Below are 18413 nucleotides of genomic sequence, written 5' to 3'. Positions count from 1 at the left end.
ATTTCGACGTGCCGTTTCATCCGCCAGCTCAGTTGGTTTGAAGTCCATCCGGCTGACCAACGACGACAAATGTCAGCGTTTCAGGATCATAAATCCGTTTGATCACCTGGTTGATTTGATCAAGCGTGACCGCATTCACCAAATCATTGCGCGTGGCAATATAGTCCTTGGACAGCCCATCCATTTGCATGCCGACAAGAATGCGCGCAATCGGGCCATTGCCATCAAACCGCAGTGCGTAGGCGCCGGTCAGATAGGTTTTAGCTATGTCGAGCTCTTCCTCAGTGATGCCATCGGCGGCGATTTTGGCCCATTCCTGTTTGACCACATCCACCGCCTCGGAGACCGAACCATTGCCCGATGAAAACTGCCCCATGATCAGCTCGGAATGGTCAAAAGCGACAAGATAAGCCCCAATCCCATAGGTCAGCCCGCGCTTTTCACGCACCTCACGCATCAGCCGGGAATCCGCCCCGCCACCCAGGATCTCATTGGCGATATAGGCCGGGATGAAATCGGGATCATCGCGCCGAATGCCCTTTTGACCAAAAATCACAACGGATTGCGGTGTTTCAAACGGCACAACCGTGATGCCACCCGCCAGAGCAGGGTCAACGCGGTTCGGCAACTTTGGCCCAGTGGCGGGAAGATCGCCAAGCAGATCATCCAAAAGTGTGGACAGTTCCTGAGCCGAAATATCCCCCACCGCTCCAACATAAATCCGATCGCGGGTCATCACACGGGACTTTGCAGCAAACATATCGTCGCGGGTCAGACCTGCGACGCTGTCAAATGTGCCATTGTCGTCGCTGCCATAGGGGTGGTCGCCAAAACCCATCGCATTGAACGCCTTAGAGGCCATGTCGCCGGGATCGGTTTCAGCATTTCGCAAGATCGACATCACCTGCCCGCGTACCCGATCCACCGCATCTTGGTCAAAGCGCGGCTCCATCAGGGCCTGACGCAAAAGCTGCATCGCTTCATCGCGGTTCTCCGTCAAAAATCGGGCGGAAATGGTAACCGAATCGCTATAAGCGCCGAAATCAAAACTTGCGGCCAAGGCGTCGCGGGCTTTGGCAAAGCCCTGTGCATCCATGTCACCCGCCCCCTCTTCCAAGGTCGCCATCATCAAATTGACCTCCCCGCGTTTGCCGGGACGGTCCAAGACCGTGCCACCGCGAAAGCTGATTTCAAGGGCGGTGAAGGGGATCGAATGTTCCTCGACGAGCCAGGCATTGATCCCGCCCGGCGTGGTGATGTCTTGGATCTCAACGGCGGCTTGCACGGGGAATACGAACCAAACCAGCGCCATCAGCGCGACTGCGAAATGTTTCATCCGTCTGCCCCTTGTTGTGTCTCGGGTTGTTGCTCCGGCATCAACCACCCCGTCACCGCATGACGACGGTCAAACACCTCTGCGGCGGCCGCCATCACATCTTCCGGCGTCACCGCCTGAAGACGATCCGGCCAAGCCTCTATATCCTCAATCGACAAGCCAACCGCGAGTTCTTCGCCATATTGGCGCGCGAGCCCTTCGATATTGTCTTCGGCATAAATACGTCCGGCGCGCAGTTGGGTTTTAAGCCGTGTCAATTCGTCCAGATCAATCCCCTCTGCCATAAATTTGGCAAGCGCTGCATCCAGCGCCTCCTCGCCTTCCTGCAGAGACACCCCCGGCTTTGGCACCATCACCAGACTGAAAGTACCCTCATCAATGGAAGAGCCATCATAATAGGCGCCCGCATAAATCGCCTTGGGATTTTCAAACGTGAGCGTGCGCGCCAGAAAGGAGGTCGTTGAATTGCCTCCCAAAAGCTCCGCCAGAATGCTCAGGGCGGCGGCTGTTTTTTGATCGCCGGGATTGCGTTCCGGGGCCAGATAGGTCCGCGCCACAGAGGGCTGGGCCACGCGCGCGTCCGACATCGTCAAACGTCGTTCGGCCAATTGCGGCGGCTCAGAGGGGCGCACACGCGGACCTAAATTTGGCGTTGGCTCAATCGGGCCGTAATAGGTTTTGGCCAGCTCATAAACCGCATCGGGATCGACATCCCCGGCCACAACCAAGATCGCATTATTGGGGGCATAATAACGATGATAAAAGGCGAAGGCGTCCTCACGATTGAGCTGTTCCATCTCATGCCGCCAACCGATCACCGGGACGCCATAAGGATGGTTCATATATTGCGCGGCACGGGTTTGTTCGCGAAACAGGGCGCCGGGGTCATTGTCCGTGCGCTGGTTGCGCTCTTCCAAAACCACCTGACGCTCGGTCGCGACATCCTCTTCGGTCATTTGAAGATGACGCATCCGGTCCGCTTCCATCTCCATCATCAGGCCCAGCCGATCCGCGGCAATGCGTTGATAATAGGCGGTGTAATCCCATGAGGTGAAGGCATTGTCCGATCCGCCATTGCGCGTCACTGTCTCGGACAACTCGCCTGCGGCCATTTTATCGGTGCCTTTGAACATCAAATGCTCAAGAAAATGCGCGATGCCGCTTTTGCCCATGGGTTCATCGGCGGCTCCCACTTTGTACCACACAGTGTGGGCCACAACGGGGGCGCGGTGATCTTCGAGCACCACAACCTGCATACCGTTGTCGAGCGTATATGTGCTGACATCTGCCGCAAAAACGGGGGTAGAAAACGCAATCAAGGCTGCGATCAGGCCATGTTTCATCCGGTCACCTTCTTTGTCGGGTCCATTCGCGGACGACAGGCCCATAGTTGCGCGCAAAGCGCGTGAAGGGCAAGGTGGGGTGACGGGGATTTGATCAATCGGGAGGCGGGTTTAAAGCGTCACGCCTTTCATCTGAGATAGGGGAAAGGCGTGACGCTGCCAGACATATCAATGGAGTGGACGTTCCGCCGTAAACCCGTGATTCAGGTTTATGGCGGAACGCTTTAATCCTGTGGCGCGGAGGGCACCACAATGCCCAAAGCACGCAAGCGTTCCCATTCGGCGACAGCATCCAGAGCAAGACCGCGGTAGGCCCGTTCATAGGATTTGCCACCAAGTCCAAGGAAGCCAGAGCGGGCTTTACTGCGGCGGGCGTCCGATGTCGCCAAGTCCGTGCGAATCAAAGGGTCCACGCCGTAGCGAGAGGCGTAGCTGACGATGCCGCCATCAATCCCGGTTGCGGGCGGCACACGCCCCCCAAGCGCCAAAATCGCATCCGCTTTCGGCGTCGCATCCGTCAGATTGGTCCCTCCCGGCGTTGGCACCGGCAGAGAGGAAAAACTTGCGGGCTGCTGAAGCGTTTTGTTCGGAACGAGGCCAAACTCATCCGGTCCGGTTTTAACCGCATTCGGGGTCAATGCGCGGCTCTGACCACAGGCCACAAGCACTGTCAAAGCCAAAAGGCACATGCCCATACGAACCGATTTTGAAACCATATGACTTTCCTCCGCACCATCGCGTCAGAGCTATGTTTAGACCAAGGCGCGACCAAGGTCACGCGCGGTTTTTGCGCTCGCCGGTGAAAAGGATGAGACCAAAGGCGCCGGCAAAAATGGCAATATCGGCGACATTGAACGCATAGGGGTTTCTGAAACCGCAACAGGAGGTGTTGAGAAAATCCGCCACAGCGCCATAAAGGATGCGATCCAAGGCATTGCCCAACGCACCACCAATCAAAAGCCCGGCACTGATTTGACCAAGGCGCGTGAAGTTTTCGCGTTTGACCCAGCTCAGAACCCAAGCCGAAATCACCACCGCCAGGATCACCCAACCCCAGCGCAAAAGCGCGCCATGTTCCGCGAAAAGCCCGAAATTCGCCCCGCGATTCCATGCCATCCGAAACACAATATAGGGGGGGAAGACCTCGATCTCCCCCACCGATCTCAGATTGAGCGCATGAACCACGACCCATTTGCTGAGCTGGTCGATCACAAAGGTGATCAGCGCTGCATAAGTTGTGAGCCGCATTCTGTGCCCTCAGTGACGGAAGTGACGCATGCCGGTAAAGACCATGGCAAGCCCGGCCTCGTTTGCGGCATCAATCACGTCGTTGTCGCGCATCGAGCCACCCGGTTGGATGACGCAGGTCGCGCCCGCGGCCGCCGCTTCCAACAACCCGTCAGGGAAGGGGAAGAACGCATCAGACGCCACAGCGGAGCCAATGGTCAACGGCTGCGGCAGGCCCATGGCCTCGGCCATACGTTCGGCCTTTTTCGCCGCGATCAATGCGGAGTCGAGACGCGACATTTGCCCCGCACCGACGCCCACGGTGGCTTGGTTTTTGACGTAAACGATGGCGTTGGATTTAACGTGTTTGGCCACTTTCCACGCGAACAACAGGTCTTTCATCTGCTCGGGTGTCGGCGCTTTCTCGGTGACGACTTTCAAATCATCCATGCCGACAAAACCCGCATCCTTGTCTTGGAACAGGTAGCCGCCCGCGACCTGACGAATGGTGTTCAGCTTGGCCAACACCTGCGGCAGGCCTTCGGTGGTCAACAAGCGCAGGTTCTTTTTGGTGGCAAAAATCGCTTTCGCCTCATCTGACGCGCCGGGGGCAATCACCACTTCGGTGAAAATCTCGGTGATGGCTTTGGCGGTTTCTGCGTCCAAGGCTTGGTTCAGCGCAACAATGCCGCCGAACGCCGAGGTCCGGTCACAATCGAATGCATTTTGATAGGCTTCCAAAAGCGTCGCGCCCTTGGCCACGCCGCATGGGTTGGCGTGTTTGATCACCGCCACAGCGGGGCTTTCCTCCGGGTCGAATTCGGCCACCAATTCAAACGCCGCATCAGTGTCGTTGATGTTGTTGTAGGACAATTCTTTGCCCTGATGCTGGGTGAACGTCGCCACGCCGGGACGATCCGACCCATCGGTGTAAAACGCCGCAGATTGGTGCGGGTTTTCACCATAGCGTAGGGTCTGTTTGATCTGACCAGCCACCACGCGGCGGCGCGGCGCGGTCTCGCCAATCGCATCCGCCATCCAATTGGACACTGCGGCGTCATAAGCACCGGTGCGGGCATAGGCGATTTGCGCCAGCTTTTGACGGAACGCATAGGTGGTCTGACCGTCATTTGCCTCAAGCTCGGCAATCAGCGCATCGTAATCTTCGACATCGACCACAGTGGCGACAAACCCGTGGTTCTTGGCCGAGGCACGGATCATCGCGGGCCCGCCAATGTCGATGTTCTCGATCATCTCATCATAGTCGGCACCCCGCGCCAAAGCGGCCTCAAACGGGTAGAGGTTCACCACCAAAAGGTCGATACCGCCAATCCCGTGCTCGTCCATCGCTTTGACATGTTCGGCATTGTCACGCAGCGCCAAAAGACCGCCATGCACTTTCGGGTGCAGCGTTTTGACCCGGCCGTCCATCATTTCCGGGAACCCCGTCACCTCAGAGACGTCTTTCACCTCCAAACCCGCATCGCGCAGCGTTTTGGCGGAGCCGCCCGTGGACAAAAGCTCGACACCCTTTCCGGCCAAGGCGCGGCCCAGCTCGATAAGGCCGGTTTTGTCAGAAACGGAAAGAAGTGCGCGACGCACAGGGTAAAGGTCGGTCATGTGGCAGTCCCCAAGGTAGCTCGAATGCAGGTCAGATCAGAGCGCTGATCAACTCAAAGTCTCGTCGTCCATCTCAAGATCGCGGAGCGTCGTGGGCGTTTCCTGCGCTTTCGCGAGAGTCCAACGGACGCGCGTCGCATAATCCATTGCGGTCGCAGATAGAACCACTTGTTTCGCCGCACGCGGCTTTAATCGCGTTTTTTCGAGATAAACCGACCGCTCCAGGCTTAATTTCGCCCGCCCATCGTGGCGAAACACCCAAACCTCTCCGGATTTGAGCGCCATCGACACCGCCGCGCCCCCCATATCCAGTTCCGCATCCACGTCGGGATGAAGGTGAAACCGGACCTGAAACGGGATGCCCTGAAGCTTCAACCGGTCCATCATCCGGTCAAATTGCGCCTCATCGGCGGCGGTGATCGTGGCCAAGGTGTCTTCGCCCGCAATCCCGCGGCCATCGCGTGACAATTCGATCTGACGCACATGGGTCAAGCCATGGGTGCGCATATAGCCATTGTGTCCGGCGACGAACCCGCCGCCATCCTCCGAGACCCGGCGTTCAAGGCGCACATCGGTCGGCACATCGACCAGATATTCGCGCAAATGCCCGCCGATGATCTTTTTCGGACCAAGCCTCGACGAGGAAAACCCCTCGATGCCAAGCGTCGAATGCGACGGCGTCGCCCGCCCGGCGCGCCGCCATTCCGGGCCAAAACTTGCCCCTGCCCCGCAATTGACAATCAACGGACGCCGCCCAGATGTCAGCTCAAAAGCAAGGGTCGAGGCATGGGCATTGAACGAGCTTTCAAGCGCCGGAGGCGGGGCCACATCGACGATGATCGACGTGCGTCCAGCCGAGAGCCTGAGATAGCCCATATGCAGCTCTTCGCCCGGCGCGACCTTGTTGCCCGACGAGGCCAAAGCGTGATCCAACCGGCCCTCAGTGCCACGTCCCCCGCCATGAAACCGCGCCAATCCGCCATCGGAATGGCGCAACGCACGCAGAGTCGGGGCAATGCGGTCTATCGCGGCCAAATGCGCCTCTTCGGCGATTTTCCCGGCCTCGGACAAAGCGCTCGCGGCCCAGGTCAAAAGTGTGAACACTTCCAACAACTCTTCGGGGTTACGGGTCGGCAGACCGCCTTCTGCATCAATCTGAGTCTCGCATTCATGCGCCAGCGCAGTGACGGCGGGGGACACATGTTCCTCCATGCCCTCAAGCGACAACCCGGCGTAAATCAACCCGGTCAACGCCTCAAACCGTGGCAGGCCCGGACTGGCCGTTTGCCAACGGCGTGACAGAAAAATCGTTTGCTGGGCAAGGGTTTGATAAAAGGCATTGGAGACCTCCGCCTCCCGACCCGACAGAAAAAACAGCGCGTGATTGATCCAACGGATCAGGCGACGCCCGGTCAGATCCGGCGTCCATCCCGGCCCCGATCCGCGCGCATAGCGGTCCATCCAGACCTCGATCCAGTCCTGAACCCGTGTGCGCGCATTGATGTCGCCAACGGCAGCCAGATCATCCATCCAGGCAAAGCCATGCAACTCTTCGACAAAGGCGGAACTCGGCGCGTCCAAATCCCAAATCGACGTGTTCGGCGCCTCAATCAAAAAACCTGAAAACAGAAAATTTCCGGCGATGAGTTGCCGTCCCCGCGCAAAAGAGCCGATGGATTTGGGTTCAGGCTGTGAAACAAATCCGGTCGCGGGCTTTGAACGCGCGGCACGCCACGCATGAAACTGATTCATGCGGCGAACGGTCTTTGCGCGCCAATCCTCGCTGTCTGACATTCGGGCCTGCCTCACCCTGTTTTCGGGCCATTTTCGTTTAGCTACAAAGATAGCGGGCGGGGGCCGGGATGTCATTGGGAAATGGCTGCGATTTTAGCCCCGGCGCAGAACCGTGATAAAGAATCCGTCCAATCCGCCAAAATCCGCCCAATAGTCAGGCCGTGTTCGTAGCCCTTCGTCACCGATCCAGTCGGGATCAACGCCCTCGATCTTGAGCGCATCAAGATCAACAACCAAATCAGGGTGGCGCAACTTGGCATCGCGCACCTGTTCTTCGCCCTCATCAATGAGCAAGCTACAGGTGCAATAAATCAGCCGTCCACCGGGTTTGAGTAGGCCCAAAGCCCGGTCAATCAGATGCTCTTGCAACTCGAACAGGCCGGGAAAATCGGAGCCATCCTTGACCTGCGGCAGGTCCGGGTGACGCCGGATGGTGCCCGTCGCCGTACAGGGCGCGTCGAGCAGGATCGCATCGAACGGCCCACCCTCATATTCAAGTGCATCACTGACGACGATCTCGGCACTCAAGCCACAGCGCGTCAGGTTTTCTTGCACGCGCTTCATCCGGGATTCGGAAATATCGAGCGCCGTCACAATGGCCCCAGCCGCAGAAAGCTGCATGGTTTTGCCGCCCGGTGCGGCACACATATCCAACACACGCTCACCTGAGCGCGGCGCGAGGATGCGCGCAGGCAAAGCGGCGGCGGCGTCTTGCACCCACCATGCGCCTTCGGCGAATCCCTCAAGTTTGGTGACCTGAACCGACGGATCAAGTCGCAGAGAGCCCGTGGGGAGCACCGTGCCGCCCAGCGTCTTGGCCCATCCGGCCATGTCGCCCTTTATGCTCAAATCCAGCGGCGCACCCTTCGCGTGGGCCGCCTCCATCAGAGCCACAGTCTCTTTGCCGAAATCCGCGATCAACGGTTTGCGCAGCCATTTCGGCATCATCGGTGCGGGCAGCACGTCCCATTTGTCTTTGCTGGCGTCGATTTTGCGCAAAACCGCGTTGACCAAGCCTTTGAAATGGCTGGCCTTGGCGCGTTCTTGCATCAAAGCGACATAGGCATTTACAACCCCATGCGCCGCCTCCCCCACGGCACAGATTTCATACACCCCAAGGCGCAGCGCATTCATCACATGCGGCGCGGGGCGTTTGGTCAAATGCGGGCCAAGCATCCGATCACAACGGTCCATCACCCGCAAACATTCGCTCACCAATCGCTGCGCGCGGGCCCGGTCTTCGGGCGTCAAATCTTTGGTGCGCAGCAACAGCACTTCGGACAAAAGCCGCTTTTCCACCAAAATGGCGTCAAGCAGCGCCAGAGCGGCACGCCGGGCTTCAAGCCCCGCAACTGCGGATGGGGTGTTGGTTGATCTTGTTTTCATGGCATTGGCGAGTATATCAGAAGGGCAAGCCGGACAAGGATTTCTCGATGAGCGACGATACACAAAAGCCCGCCCTAGATACAAAGACGGATTTGCCCGCCGCCGCTCAGCGCGCTTTGGCCGAAGCCGAAGAGCGTCGCAAAGCCCGCGAAGCGGCGTTGGCACAGATGCCAATTGAGTTGGGCGGTCGTGAGGGCCCAGAACCCGTGCGCTATGGCGATTGGGAAAAAAAGGGCCTCGCGATTGACTTTTGATCCTCAGCGCTAAAAGAAAACCCGCAGAAATCTGCGGGCTTTCTTTTGAGTATTGAGATCACGGTAAAGACGGGATCAAAGCCCAAGCACGTCGAGCATATCATATTCGCCGGGCTTTTGCCCCTGTCCCCAAATCGCGGCCTTCAGCGCGCCTTTGGCAAAAAGCGACCGATCAGACGCCACATGGCGCAGGATGATCCGCTCCCCCTCGCCCGCGAACATCACGTCATGTTCGCCAATAATGTCGCCGCCACGGATGGCCGAAAACCCAATATCCCCACGTTTGCGCGCGCCCGTAATGCCGTCCCGTCCAGACTCGCGCACATCGTTCAACGACACCCCACGCCCTTCGGCGGCGGCCTCGCCCAGCATCAAAGCCGTGCCAGATGGTGCATCGACTTTTTTGTTGTGATGGGCCTCGATGATTTCGATGTCGTAATCGGCATCCAAGGCGGCAGAGACCATTTTTGTTAGCTTGGTCAAAAGGTTCACCCCAAGCGACATATTGCCCGCCCGAATGATCGTGGCGTGATGCGCCGCAAGCGACAGTTTATTCAAGTCATCCTCACTCAGCCCTGTGGTCCCGATCACAAGCACGCACCGCGCCTGCGCCGCAAGGGCTGCGAATTCCACCGTGGCGGCGGGGGCGGTGAAATCAATCACCGCTTGCGCCTGAGAAAACGCCTCCAACGCATCATCGGTGACCGTCACGCCCAGCGCCGTGCCCCCCATGGCCTCGCCGACATCGCGGCCAACCCAATCATGCCCCGTGCGCTCAATCGCGCCCGCGAGTTTACATTTATCAGAGGCCACAATGGTCTTGATCAACATCTGGCCCATACGGCCGGATGCGCCGGTGATCACGATACCGGGGAGGGTGCCGGGGATGTCACTCATGTCTTTGGTCTCCTGACGAATGTGTTGGCGTGGTTTAGCGTGCGGCGAAGAGTTTGGCAAAGCCCGCTTGCATGAAAGGTCAATCGGGATTATCTCGCGGCCATGGCAAAACGTTCTCATTCCGGCGGACCCAGCGGTTCGCATCGTACCCTGCGCATTGGCGAGGCCATTCGGCGTCGTCTCTCTGAAATGCTTGCGCGCGGTGAAATTCACGATCCAGATCTCACCATGATGTCGATCACGGTGGGCGAGGTGCGTGTGGGATCGGACCTTCGGGTCGCAACCGCCTATATCCTGCCACTGGGTGGCAAAGATGCCGACGCCGCCCTTGAGGCCTTGCGCCGCAACAAAGGCGAAATTCGCCATCAGGTCGGCAAGGCTTTGGGCATCAAACACACGCCCGAAATGCGCTTTGCCTTGGACGATACGTTTGACCGGATGGACGAGACCCGCCGGATTTTTTCCGACGAACGGGTTCAGCGCGACATTCAAAAAGGCGACACGCCCGATGACACCCCTGATGGGGATGAAGAAGAGTAATGGCGCGTCGTAAAAAGGGCCGCGAGGTTCACGGCTGGTTGGTCGTGGACAAACCTGCTGGCATCACCTCGACCTCGGTTGTCAACAAAGTGCGCTGGGCGTTGAACGCGCAAAAGGCCGGACACGCCGGCACGCTTGATCCAGAGGCAACCGGTGTTTTAGCCGTGGCCCTAGGCGAGGCGACAAAAACCGTGCCTTACATCACGGATGCATTGAAATCATACCGTTTTTCCGTGCGTTTGGGCCAATCGACCAACACCGATGACGCCGAAGGCGAGGTGCTGTCTGAAAGCGACAGCCGCCCAACAGACGCAGAAATCGAAGCCGCTTTGCCGCAGTTTGTCGGCGACATCATGCAGGTGCCGCCAAAGTTTTCGGCGGTGAAAATTGACGGAGAGCGCGCCTATAAACTGGCCCGCGCCGACGAAGCGTTCGAGATCGCCTCCCGACCTCTATTTGTCGATGAACTGACCCTGATCGAGCGTGTGGACGCAGATCATGTGATCCTTGAAATGGTCTGCGGCAAGGGCGGCTATGTCCGCGCGATTGCCCGCGATTTGGGTGAGGTTTTGGGCTGTTTCGGTCATGTGCAATGGCTGCGCCGAAACTGGTCCGGGCCATGGGACGCCGAAGACGGCATCACCGTGGACACCATTGATAAATTGGCCAAGACCGAAGCGCTCGACGCCTACATCCGGCCCGTCGAAGAGGGGCTGTCTGATCTCGAAGAGGTGCGCTGCACCCCCGAAGGCGCGGTGCGGCTTAAGAACGGCAATCCCGGCATGGTCTATCCCGCAGATGGGGTGGAATATGGCGACGAGGTTTGGGCGTCATTTGAAGGCAAACCCTTGGCCGTTGGCCGCTATATGGGCGGTGAATTGCACCCCTCGCGGGTTTTCAACCTCTGAAGGCTTGATCTGATCCGCAGAACACGCCATTCAACGCCGATGATCACCCGCACCCATATCAAAGGCGATGCGCCCTCGACCGCCGTCTATTCCGATTGCGAACGCTATCGTTACTCGTTGGTCCGCACATGGGAACCAGAGGGGCGCAAGGCGCTTTTTGTCATGCTGAACCCATCGACTGCCACAGAAGTTCAGAACGATCCGACTGTGGAACGCTGTGAACGGCGGGCGCGGACTTTGGGGTTTGGATCGTTTTGCGTCACCAATATTTTCGCGTGGCGCGACACAGATCCGAAAAAGATGCGGCAGGCGGCGGATCCTGTTGGCCCGGAAAATGACGCGACGATTGCGGAATTTGCGCTTTGGGCCGATCAGATTGTCTGTGCCTGGGGCACCCATGGCGCGCATTTGAATCGCGGTGCCGATATGGAGCGGCTTTTGCGAAACACGGGGCGGGATTTGTTTCATCTTGGCCTGTCCAAGGCCGGGCATCCCAAACACCCGCTCTATATTGCCTACACCCAAAAGCCGGAGCTTTGGCCGCAGACATAAGGCAAGGCGCGTTTAGGACAGGGCCGAGGGGCTGAGTTCGACCACGACATCAGCCGCCGTGACATTGGGGGAGCCGTACAGCACCGCGACCACATCGCCATTCACAATCACTTGGCTCGACAGGCCGTCTTCGGTCTGACTGACCTCGACATCGAGCGTGCCGGAATAGGTGTCATCGGGGTTGAGGGTCACGCGCAACATGTCTTCGCCCTGATCAAAATCGGTGATTTCTGCATGGCCGACCCCGGCGCTGGCGTCATAGTAGAGCCAGAAACTATCCGCCCCCGCACCCCCCTCAGCCACATCATTGGCATCCATCAAAATCGTGTCGTCACCATCGCCGCCATAGAGATGGTCTGCACCGTCATCCCCGGACAGCACATAAGCGGAACCCGTATCATTGCCCGCATAGATCGCGTCATCGCCCGCGCCACCCGACAGGATGGCCGTGCCATCCCCGCCATAGATCGTGTCATTGCCCGCGCCGCCATCAATGATGGCCGCATCATCACCCGCTGCGATCGTGTCATCACCCGCCCCACCCGTGACGATATTGAGCGTCCCTTCGGTGTCGATGGTCGGCATGTCATTGTCATCCAATGCGAGCGTGGCATCCGTGCCACCCTGCATCGCATCATCAGCCAGAATGAAAGTTTCGCCATTATCGCCCAAGGTATACTCGACCGTCTCGCCAGTCAGTGAGCCCGTTGGCGCACCACCGACAGGGGTGCCATCCGTGTTTGGGCTGAGCACGTCATCATCGGCGGTTCCCACAGGCCCTGCGACATCGGGCACATCGGGATCATTGGTTGTCAGCACGTTGTCCTCGGCGCTCCCCGACGGGCCAGCCACATCAGGGGCATCGGGATCATTTGGATCAATCGCCCCAAAATCACCAAGCTCGCTGAGCGAAAAGAGGTGTGTGTCCAATGTGTCCGGGTCAGTGATCAGCACGGAAATATCATCGACCGGCAGCTCCTTGAGACCGAGGAAGGACAAAGTGGTTTCGCCTTGGCCCTCAAGATAGGACAGGCTTGTGCCTATTTCTGCACCGTTGTCATCGAGCATTGGCTCAATGACAAATTCACCCGTTCCGCCATCGCTGAGATCAAGGGTCACCTGGTCTTCGCCGCTGATAAAATTTTCAAATTGGGTTTCGCCGGAACCGAGAGACACGATGTAATCTTCGCCAGGGTCATCGGCGGTGGTGTCCACGGATGCTGGATCAACCCCTTCCGAAAGATCGGCCTCATCCACGGGATCGACAAGATCAACCGTGTCCGTGGTGGTCTCTGTACTATCCTCGACAGTCTCGTCAGTGGCATCGTCTGATGGATCAGCCTCATCAGACGCCATCGCCATGTCGCTGACCGCGAATGCCGCAGGAAGCAGCCCTAACAACGCCAATGCCCAAAGCATCCACCCATTCCTCACACATATTCACCCTGTTCCAACTTACGCCATTCGCCTAAAAATGAAAGGGAGAAACTCCGAACAAGTTAATCTAAATGTCTGTTAATGCAGGTTAATTTTCATTTTGCAAAAAAGGCGCTAATAAGGGCGTGCGAATATACCCTAAGTGAGGCGGAGAGCATGACGGACGACACCGAAACCTTATCGAGCAATATCAAGGGGCTGCGCGAAGAGGTGGCGCGTTTTAACCGGCATAAATTTGTGCGTATTCATGATTCTTATTGGAAATTGATGTGGTTTCAGTTTCTGCGCGGCTTGGCCTTTGGCTTTGGCTCTGTGGCAGGGGCCACCATTCTTGTGTCGATTGTGGGATATGTTCTCAATCAAATGGAAGTCGTGCCGATTGTCGGGGAATGGGCCAAGCAAATGGCAACAGAGATCATGAACGAAACAGCAAAGGCGGGTGCAGGCCAATAATAGAACTGACTCACAAACCCCTTTCCTTTTTGACAGAATCCGACTAAGTGCGCCTATTCTCAGTTGATCGGATTGAGAACACCCTCCAAGGGCCTTGCTGGACGACATCCCGGCCTGTGCCATAACCCTTTGATCTTAAAGGAGACCCCGATGTCGATTACTGCTGAAGAAAAAGCGCGGCTGATGAAAGAATTCGCAACCAAAGAGGGCGACACCGGTTCGCCTGAAGTTCAGGTTGCCATTCTGTCCTCGCGCATTGCCACGCTCACCGAGCACTTCAAAATCCACAAAAAAGACAACCACGGCCGTCGTGGTCTTTTGATGATGGTCGCACAGCGCCGCAAGTTGCTCGACTACGTCAAAGGCAAAGACGAGTCCCGTTACCAGTCCCTCATCGAACGTCTGGGCCTGCGTCGCTAAGCCAAAAGCAGATCGCCCCCGCGCCTTACGCCTCCCTATGGGATACCGTTCAGGCGTTGTGTGGGCGGTTTCGCTTTGCATTTTACAAATCCTCCGGGAAACCGGGGGATTTTTTATGGGGTTCAGCGGCCTCTAGCGACTTTCATCGACCTGTCGAATGAGATCGGCCACCATACGCCCGATGGCTTTTGACCCTTTCTTCGATGGGTGGATCATGTCTGCCCCGTGAAAGGAGCGGTCCCCATCAGGCACGAGATCGGCGATGGAGAGAAAATAGACCCCGTCCATCTGCTCCGCCATCTGTATCAGGCGCGCCTCAAGCGCATCACCGGCTGGACGGCAAGCGTCAATGACGGAATCAACACCGGGACTGCGCAGATAGCCGACAAAGACCACACGCGCGCCGGTTTTGCGGATGCGGGAGATCAACTGCGGGATGTCGCCACTGGTGCCACTTTTCGTCACCATACGGTTGATCTTACGCTCACATTTGCCACAGCCACAGCCCAGCCAAAGATCATTTCCACCACCGTTGATCACCACCCAATCCCACGGTTTGCCATGGTATTGTTTGGCGATTTTAAGCCCAAGCGCACCAGTGATCGGCAGGCCATAAATGATCCGCGCCCCCGCAACAGAGCGGTTGACCACGGGCTCACCCAACGCGTCAGACAGAGCATCCGCGATCGAATTGCCGGAAATCATATGCCACGCCATCATGGAGTCGCCTATGGCGAGAATGCGCGCGGCCTCATCCTCTGCCGCGGTCTCTTGCGTGGATTGGGCCCATGCATCGCGAGGCGCGCCGACTAGAGATAGCGCACACAAAAGGGCGGCCAGCAGGCCATAAAAACCGGATTTCAATTGCACTTAAAACCTCGTGGGGGATTCTAACTATGTTTTGCACGCGTTTATGTCAATTTTGGGATGCGTCAGCCAGAACGAAGTCTTTTACAAAACCAAGGAATTGCTGTATGGGCGGATTCATCTGAGACGTGACGCAATGACCCCGGCGTTGTGAGATTAGGATAGAGGGGTCGGCGGCAATGGGGCCGCCAATCAATCGGGAGACCCGCAGGGGCGGGAGAGCTCCCAAGTAGGATACACTTGATGTTCAACGAAGTGAAAAAATCGATCCAGTGGGGCGAAGAGACGCTGACACTGGAAACGGGCAAGATTGCCCGTCAGGCCGATGGCACCGTGATCGCCACCCTTGGCGAAACCTCGGTCATGGCCAACGTGACCTTTGCAAAGGCACAAAAACCGGGGCAGGATTTCTTTCCGCTGACGGTTCACTACCAAGAGAAATACTATGCCGCCGGTAAAGTTCCGGGTGGCTTTTTCAAACGCGAAGCACGTCCGACGGAAAAAGAGACGCTGACGGCGCGTCTGATCGACCGTCCGATCCGCCCGCTGTTTGTGCCAGGCTTCAAAAACGAAGTCCTCGTGATGTGTACGGTTCTGTCGCACGATCTGGTCAATGACCCGGACGTCGTTGCAATGATCGCCGCCTCCGCCGCTCTGACCATTTCCGGCGCGCCGTTCCGTGGCCCGATTGCCGGGTGTCGCGTTGGTTTTGTGGATGGCGAATACATCCTCAACCCCGAAGTCGACGACATGCAGAACCTGCGCTCGAACCCTGAGCAGCGTTTGGACCTTGTTGTTGCGGGCACCAAAGACGCCGTGATGATGGTGGAATCGGAAGCCTATGAGCTGTCCGAGGATGAAATGCTCGGCGCTGTGACCTTTGCCCATGAGCAAATCCAGCCGGTCATCGACCTGATCATTGATCTGGCCGAAGATTGCGCGAAAGAGCCGTTTGAATTCGCTGTGCCGAATTATGCCGAGCTGTTCGCCGCCGTGAAAGCGGCAGGCGAAGACAAAATGCGCGCCGCTTATGCGATCACCGACAAGCAAGAACGCGTTGCTGCGGTGTCTGCCGCCAAGGACGACATCAAAGCCACCCTCACTGAGGACCAGCTGGCCGATGAAAACCTCGGCTCTGCATTGAAAAAGCTCGAATCCTCCGTGCTTCGCGGCACTGTGGTGAAAGAGGGCAAGCGCATCGACGGTCGTGCATTGGATCAGGTCCGCCCGATCGTTTGCGAAACCGGTCTTTTGCCGCGCACCCACGGCTCTGCCTTGTTCACCCGTGGTGAAACGCAGGGCTTGGTTGTGACCACGCTGGGCACCGGCGATGACGAACAGTTCATCGACGCGCTGCATGGCAACTTCAAATCCAACTTCCTGCTGCACTACAACTTCCCTCCGTACTCTGTGGGCGAAGTGGGTCGTGTTGGCTCTCCGGGTCGTCGCGAAATCGGCCACGGCAAACTCGCATGGCGCGCCCTTCAGGCCGTTCTGCCCGCTGCCACCGATTTCCCCTACACGATCCGCATCGTGTCTGAGATCACCGAATCCAACGGCTCGTCCTCCATGGCGTCTGTGTGCGGTGGCTCCTTGTCGATGATGGACGCTGGTGTGCCGCTCAAAGCCGCTGTGGCTGGTGTGGCCATGGGTCTGGTGTTGGAAGACGATGGCGAATTCGCCATCCTGACCGACATCTTGGGTGACGAAGATCACTTGGGTGACATGGACTTTAAAGTCGCTGGCACCGAAGCCGGCATCACCTCCTTGCAAATGGACATCAAGGTCGCGGGCATCACGCCTGAGATCATGAAACAAGCGCTCGCTCAGGCGAAAGCAGGTCGTTTGCACATCCTCGGCGAGATGAACAAATCGCTGTCCGGCGCTGGCGCATTCTCCGCCCACGCTCCGCGCATCGAAACCATGCAGATCCCGGTTGATAAAATCCGCGAAGTGATCGGCTCCGGCGGTAAAGTGATCCGCGAAATCGTTGAAATGTCCGGCGCAAAAGTCGACATCAACGACGACGGCATCATCAAAATCGCCTCCGCCAACGGTGAAGCCATCCAGAAAGCCTACGACATGATCTATTCGATCGTCGCAGAGCCGGAAGAAGGCAAGGTCTACAAAGGCAAGGTTGTGAAACTCGTCGATTTCGGCGCGTTCGTGAACTTCTTTGGCAAGCGTGACGGCCTTGTGCACGTCTCCCAGATCGAAAACCGCCGCCTGAATCACCCGTCCGACGTTCTCAAAGAAGGTCAGGACGTTTACGTGAAACTTCTGGGCTTTGATGACCGCGGCAAAGTGCGCCTCGGCATGAAAATGGTCGATCAAACGACTGGCGAAGAAGGCGTGACCGAGGAAGTCGCTGAGTAATCAGCTCTTTGGTTAGACATAAGAGAAGCCCCGCTTTTGGCGGGGCTTTTTGTTTGAGTATTTACGCTGCAATAAAGCTAGGGGCGCGCGCCAAACCACCGCTTCGCCGCCAGATCCTCGACACTCTCCGCCTCGATCTGATCGACCTTGCGCATGACGCGGCGTTTATGGTCGGCCTCGTCTTGGGTCATGTTGGAGCCGCGATTGATTTTAGCCTGAAGTTCGGCATTGGAGCGGGTGTAATAGTGGTTCAGTTGGATGTGATCGGCGGAATAGAAACTCGGTTTTTTACGATCCCCGGCGGCGGCGCGCATGCCTGTGTCGTTGACGCTTGCGGTTGATCCGTCCGTCTCGACCGAATGCACTTTGATCGCAGTCACATGGCAAGGATCGACGATCATTTTGAAATTGCACATGCCTTTCAACGGGCTCATCGGGTCCGGGTGACGGCGGGTGTAATTGGCGATTATCCCGCCCTTAGGCGCGGCCTCAAAGCCGTTGCGACCGAACATATGCCATGGCAGCGAGATGTTGGTTTCTCCCTCCAGATGCGCAAGGCAATCGGGCAAAGTATCGCCGGATTTTGGAACGAGGAATTCATCCACGTCGATGAAGGACATCCACCGATAGGCCGCACCAAAATTGCGCACCGCATGGGCGTAGGCCAGCACTTGGTTGTGGATTTCCGCACCTGTGATGCCATCACGCAGCTTTTGATCCCATGGGATCACGGTGACATGCTGCACCCCGATGGCAGCGACCATTTCGACCAATGTCGTGTCCGTCGAGCCATTGTCATAGACATAGACATGCGACACCCCGGCGCGCAGGTGAAACCGCGCCCATTCGCCGATATGGGCCGCTTCGTTTTTGACGATCACGACAAGGGCGAGACCTGAGCGATCCGGCAAAGGCACCGGCGGATCAAGCGCGATGCGGGAGATGGATTTGGTCCGGCGCAGAAATGACAGCATAAAAAACCCCTATTCGCGAGCACCATAAG

Annotated in this window: 18 protein-coding genes; 7 read left to right on the top strand and 11 right to left on the bottom strand. The window is 57.6% G+C overall.

Going from position 1 to position 18413, the window contains the following annotated elements:
* Positions 1–28: 28 nt before the first annotated feature.
* The 7 genes from B30_RS03400 to B30_RS03370 all read right to left on the bottom strand — a co-directional run bounded on the left by B30_RS03400 (position 29) and on the right by B30_RS03370 (position 8706).
* Entirely contained in the window at positions 29–1336 is a 1308-nt protein-coding gene (locus B30_RS03400) for a M16 family metallopeptidase (protein ID WP_009570612.1), read from the bottom strand.
* On the bottom strand, positions 1333–2679 hold the full coding sequence (locus B30_RS03395) for a M16 family metallopeptidase (RefSeq protein WP_009570611.1): 1347 nt from the start codon (positions 2677–2679) through the stop codon (positions 1333–1335). Before B30_RS03395 ends, B30_RS03400 begins: the two co-directional genes overlap by 4 nt.
* A gap of 224 nt (positions 2680–2903) precedes the next feature.
* Complete coding sequence (locus B30_RS03390) at positions 2904–3395, bottom strand: DUF3035 domain-containing protein (protein WP_009570610.1); 492 nt, start codon at positions 3393–3395, stop codon at positions 2904–2906.
* Positions 3396–3453: 58 nt separating this feature from the next.
* Complete coding sequence (gene lspA, locus B30_RS03385; protein WP_009570609.1) at positions 3454–3927, bottom strand: signal peptidase II; 474 nt, start codon at positions 3925–3927, stop codon at positions 3454–3456.
* A gap of 9 nt (positions 3928–3936) precedes the next feature.
* On the bottom strand, positions 3937–5526 hold the full coding sequence (purH, locus tag B30_RS03380; protein ID WP_009570608.1) for a bifunctional phosphoribosylaminoimidazolecarboxamide formyltransferase/IMP cyclohydrolase: 1590 nt from the start codon (positions 5524–5526) through the stop codon (positions 3937–3939).
* Between the two features lie 48 nt (positions 5527–5574).
* Entirely contained in the window at positions 5575–7278 is a 1704-nt protein-coding gene (locus B30_RS03375; RefSeq protein WP_100220041.1) for a heparinase II/III family protein, read from the bottom strand.
* Positions 7279–7413: 135 nt separating this feature from the next.
* Positions 7414–8706: an RsmB/NOP family class I SAM-dependent RNA methyltransferase gene (locus tag B30_RS03370; RefSeq protein WP_009570606.1), complete on the bottom strand. Its 1293-nt coding sequence runs from the start codon at positions 8704–8706 to the stop codon at positions 7414–7416.
* A gap of 47 nt (positions 8707–8753) precedes the next feature.
* On the opposite strand from B30_RS03370, the gene B30_RS03365 reads away from it, so the two are divergent.
* Entirely contained in the window at positions 8754–8960 is a 207-nt protein-coding gene (locus B30_RS03365; protein ID WP_009570605.1) for a DUF1674 domain-containing protein, read from the top strand.
* A gap of 75 nt (positions 8961–9035) precedes the next feature.
* Here B30_RS03365 and dapB read toward each other — a convergent pair whose 3' ends face one another.
* The gene (gene dapB, locus B30_RS03360; protein ID WP_009570604.1) at positions 9036–9857 is read right to left on the bottom strand and encodes a 4-hydroxy-tetrahydrodipicolinate reductase; all 822 of its coding nucleotides are present in this window, start codon (positions 9855–9857) and stop codon (positions 9036–9038) included.
* Between the two features lie 102 nt (positions 9858–9959).
* Between dapB and rbfA the strand changes: the two genes are divergently transcribed.
* The 3 genes from rbfA to B30_RS03345 are packed head-to-tail and all read left to right on the top strand — an operon-like array spanning position 9960 to position 11857.
* Positions 9960–10397, top strand: coding sequence for a 30S ribosome-binding factor RbfA (gene rbfA, locus B30_RS03355; RefSeq protein WP_009570603.1), 438 nt, complete (start codon positions 9960–9962; stop codon positions 10395–10397).
* Entirely contained in the window at positions 10397–11305 is a 909-nt protein-coding gene (gene truB, locus B30_RS03350) for a tRNA pseudouridine(55) synthase TruB (RefSeq protein WP_009570602.1), read from the top strand. The genes rbfA and truB overlap by 1 nt, the downstream gene beginning before the upstream one ends.
* 39 nt (positions 11306–11344) lie before the next feature.
* Positions 11345–11857: a DUF1643 domain-containing protein gene (locus tag B30_RS03345; protein ID WP_009570601.1), complete on the top strand. Its 513-nt coding sequence runs from the start codon at positions 11345–11347 to the stop codon at positions 11855–11857.
* A 12-nt stretch (positions 11858–11869) separates the two neighbouring features.
* On the opposite strand, the gene B30_RS21240 is transcribed toward B30_RS03345, so the two are convergent.
* Entirely contained in the window at positions 11870–13276 is a 1407-nt protein-coding gene (locus B30_RS21240) for a calcium-binding protein (protein WP_009570600.1), read from the bottom strand.
* Positions 13277–13450: 174 nt separating this feature from the next.
* Here B30_RS21240 and B30_RS03335 point away from each other — a divergent pair, with 174 nt between their 5' ends.
* Positions 13451–13747, top strand: a complete 297-nt coding sequence (locus tag B30_RS03335) for a DUF5665 domain-containing protein (protein ID WP_009570599.1) — start codon at positions 13451–13453, stop codon at positions 13745–13747.
* Positions 13748–13897: 150 nt separating this feature from the next.
* Positions 13898–14167, top strand: coding sequence for a 30S ribosomal protein S15 (rpsO, locus tag B30_RS03330; protein ID WP_009570598.1), 270 nt, complete (start codon positions 13898–13900; stop codon positions 14165–14167).
* A 132-nt stretch (positions 14168–14299) separates the two neighbouring features.
* On the opposite strand, the gene B30_RS03325 is transcribed toward rpsO, so the two are convergent.
* Positions 14300–15037 (bottom strand): SGNH/GDSL hydrolase family protein, encoded by a 738-nt coding sequence (locus tag B30_RS03325; RefSeq protein WP_009570597.1) that lies wholly within the window; start codon positions 15035–15037, stop codon positions 14300–14302.
* Positions 15038–15277: 240 nt separating this feature from the next.
* Here B30_RS03325 and pnp point away from each other — a divergent pair, with 240 nt between their 5' ends.
* Entirely contained in the window at positions 15278–17410 is a 2133-nt protein-coding gene (gene pnp / locus B30_RS03320; RefSeq protein ID WP_009570596.1) for a polyribonucleotide nucleotidyltransferase, read from the top strand.
* A 77-nt stretch (positions 17411–17487) separates the two neighbouring features.
* On the opposite strand, the gene B30_RS03315 is transcribed toward pnp, so the two are convergent.
* A complete protein-coding gene (locus B30_RS03315) occupies positions 17488–18384 on the bottom strand; it encodes a glycosyltransferase family 92 protein (RefSeq protein WP_009570595.1) in 897 nt (298 codons plus the stop codon).
* Positions 18385–18413 lie beyond the last annotated feature (29 nt).

It is taken from the genome of Celeribacter baekdonensis B30, from assembly GCF_000299875.1.
Lineage (GTDB): Bacteria > Pseudomonadota > Alphaproteobacteria > Rhodobacterales > Rhodobacteraceae > Celeribacter > Celeribacter baekdonensis_A.
This window is presented reverse-complemented; position numbering and strand designations above follow the sequence as displayed.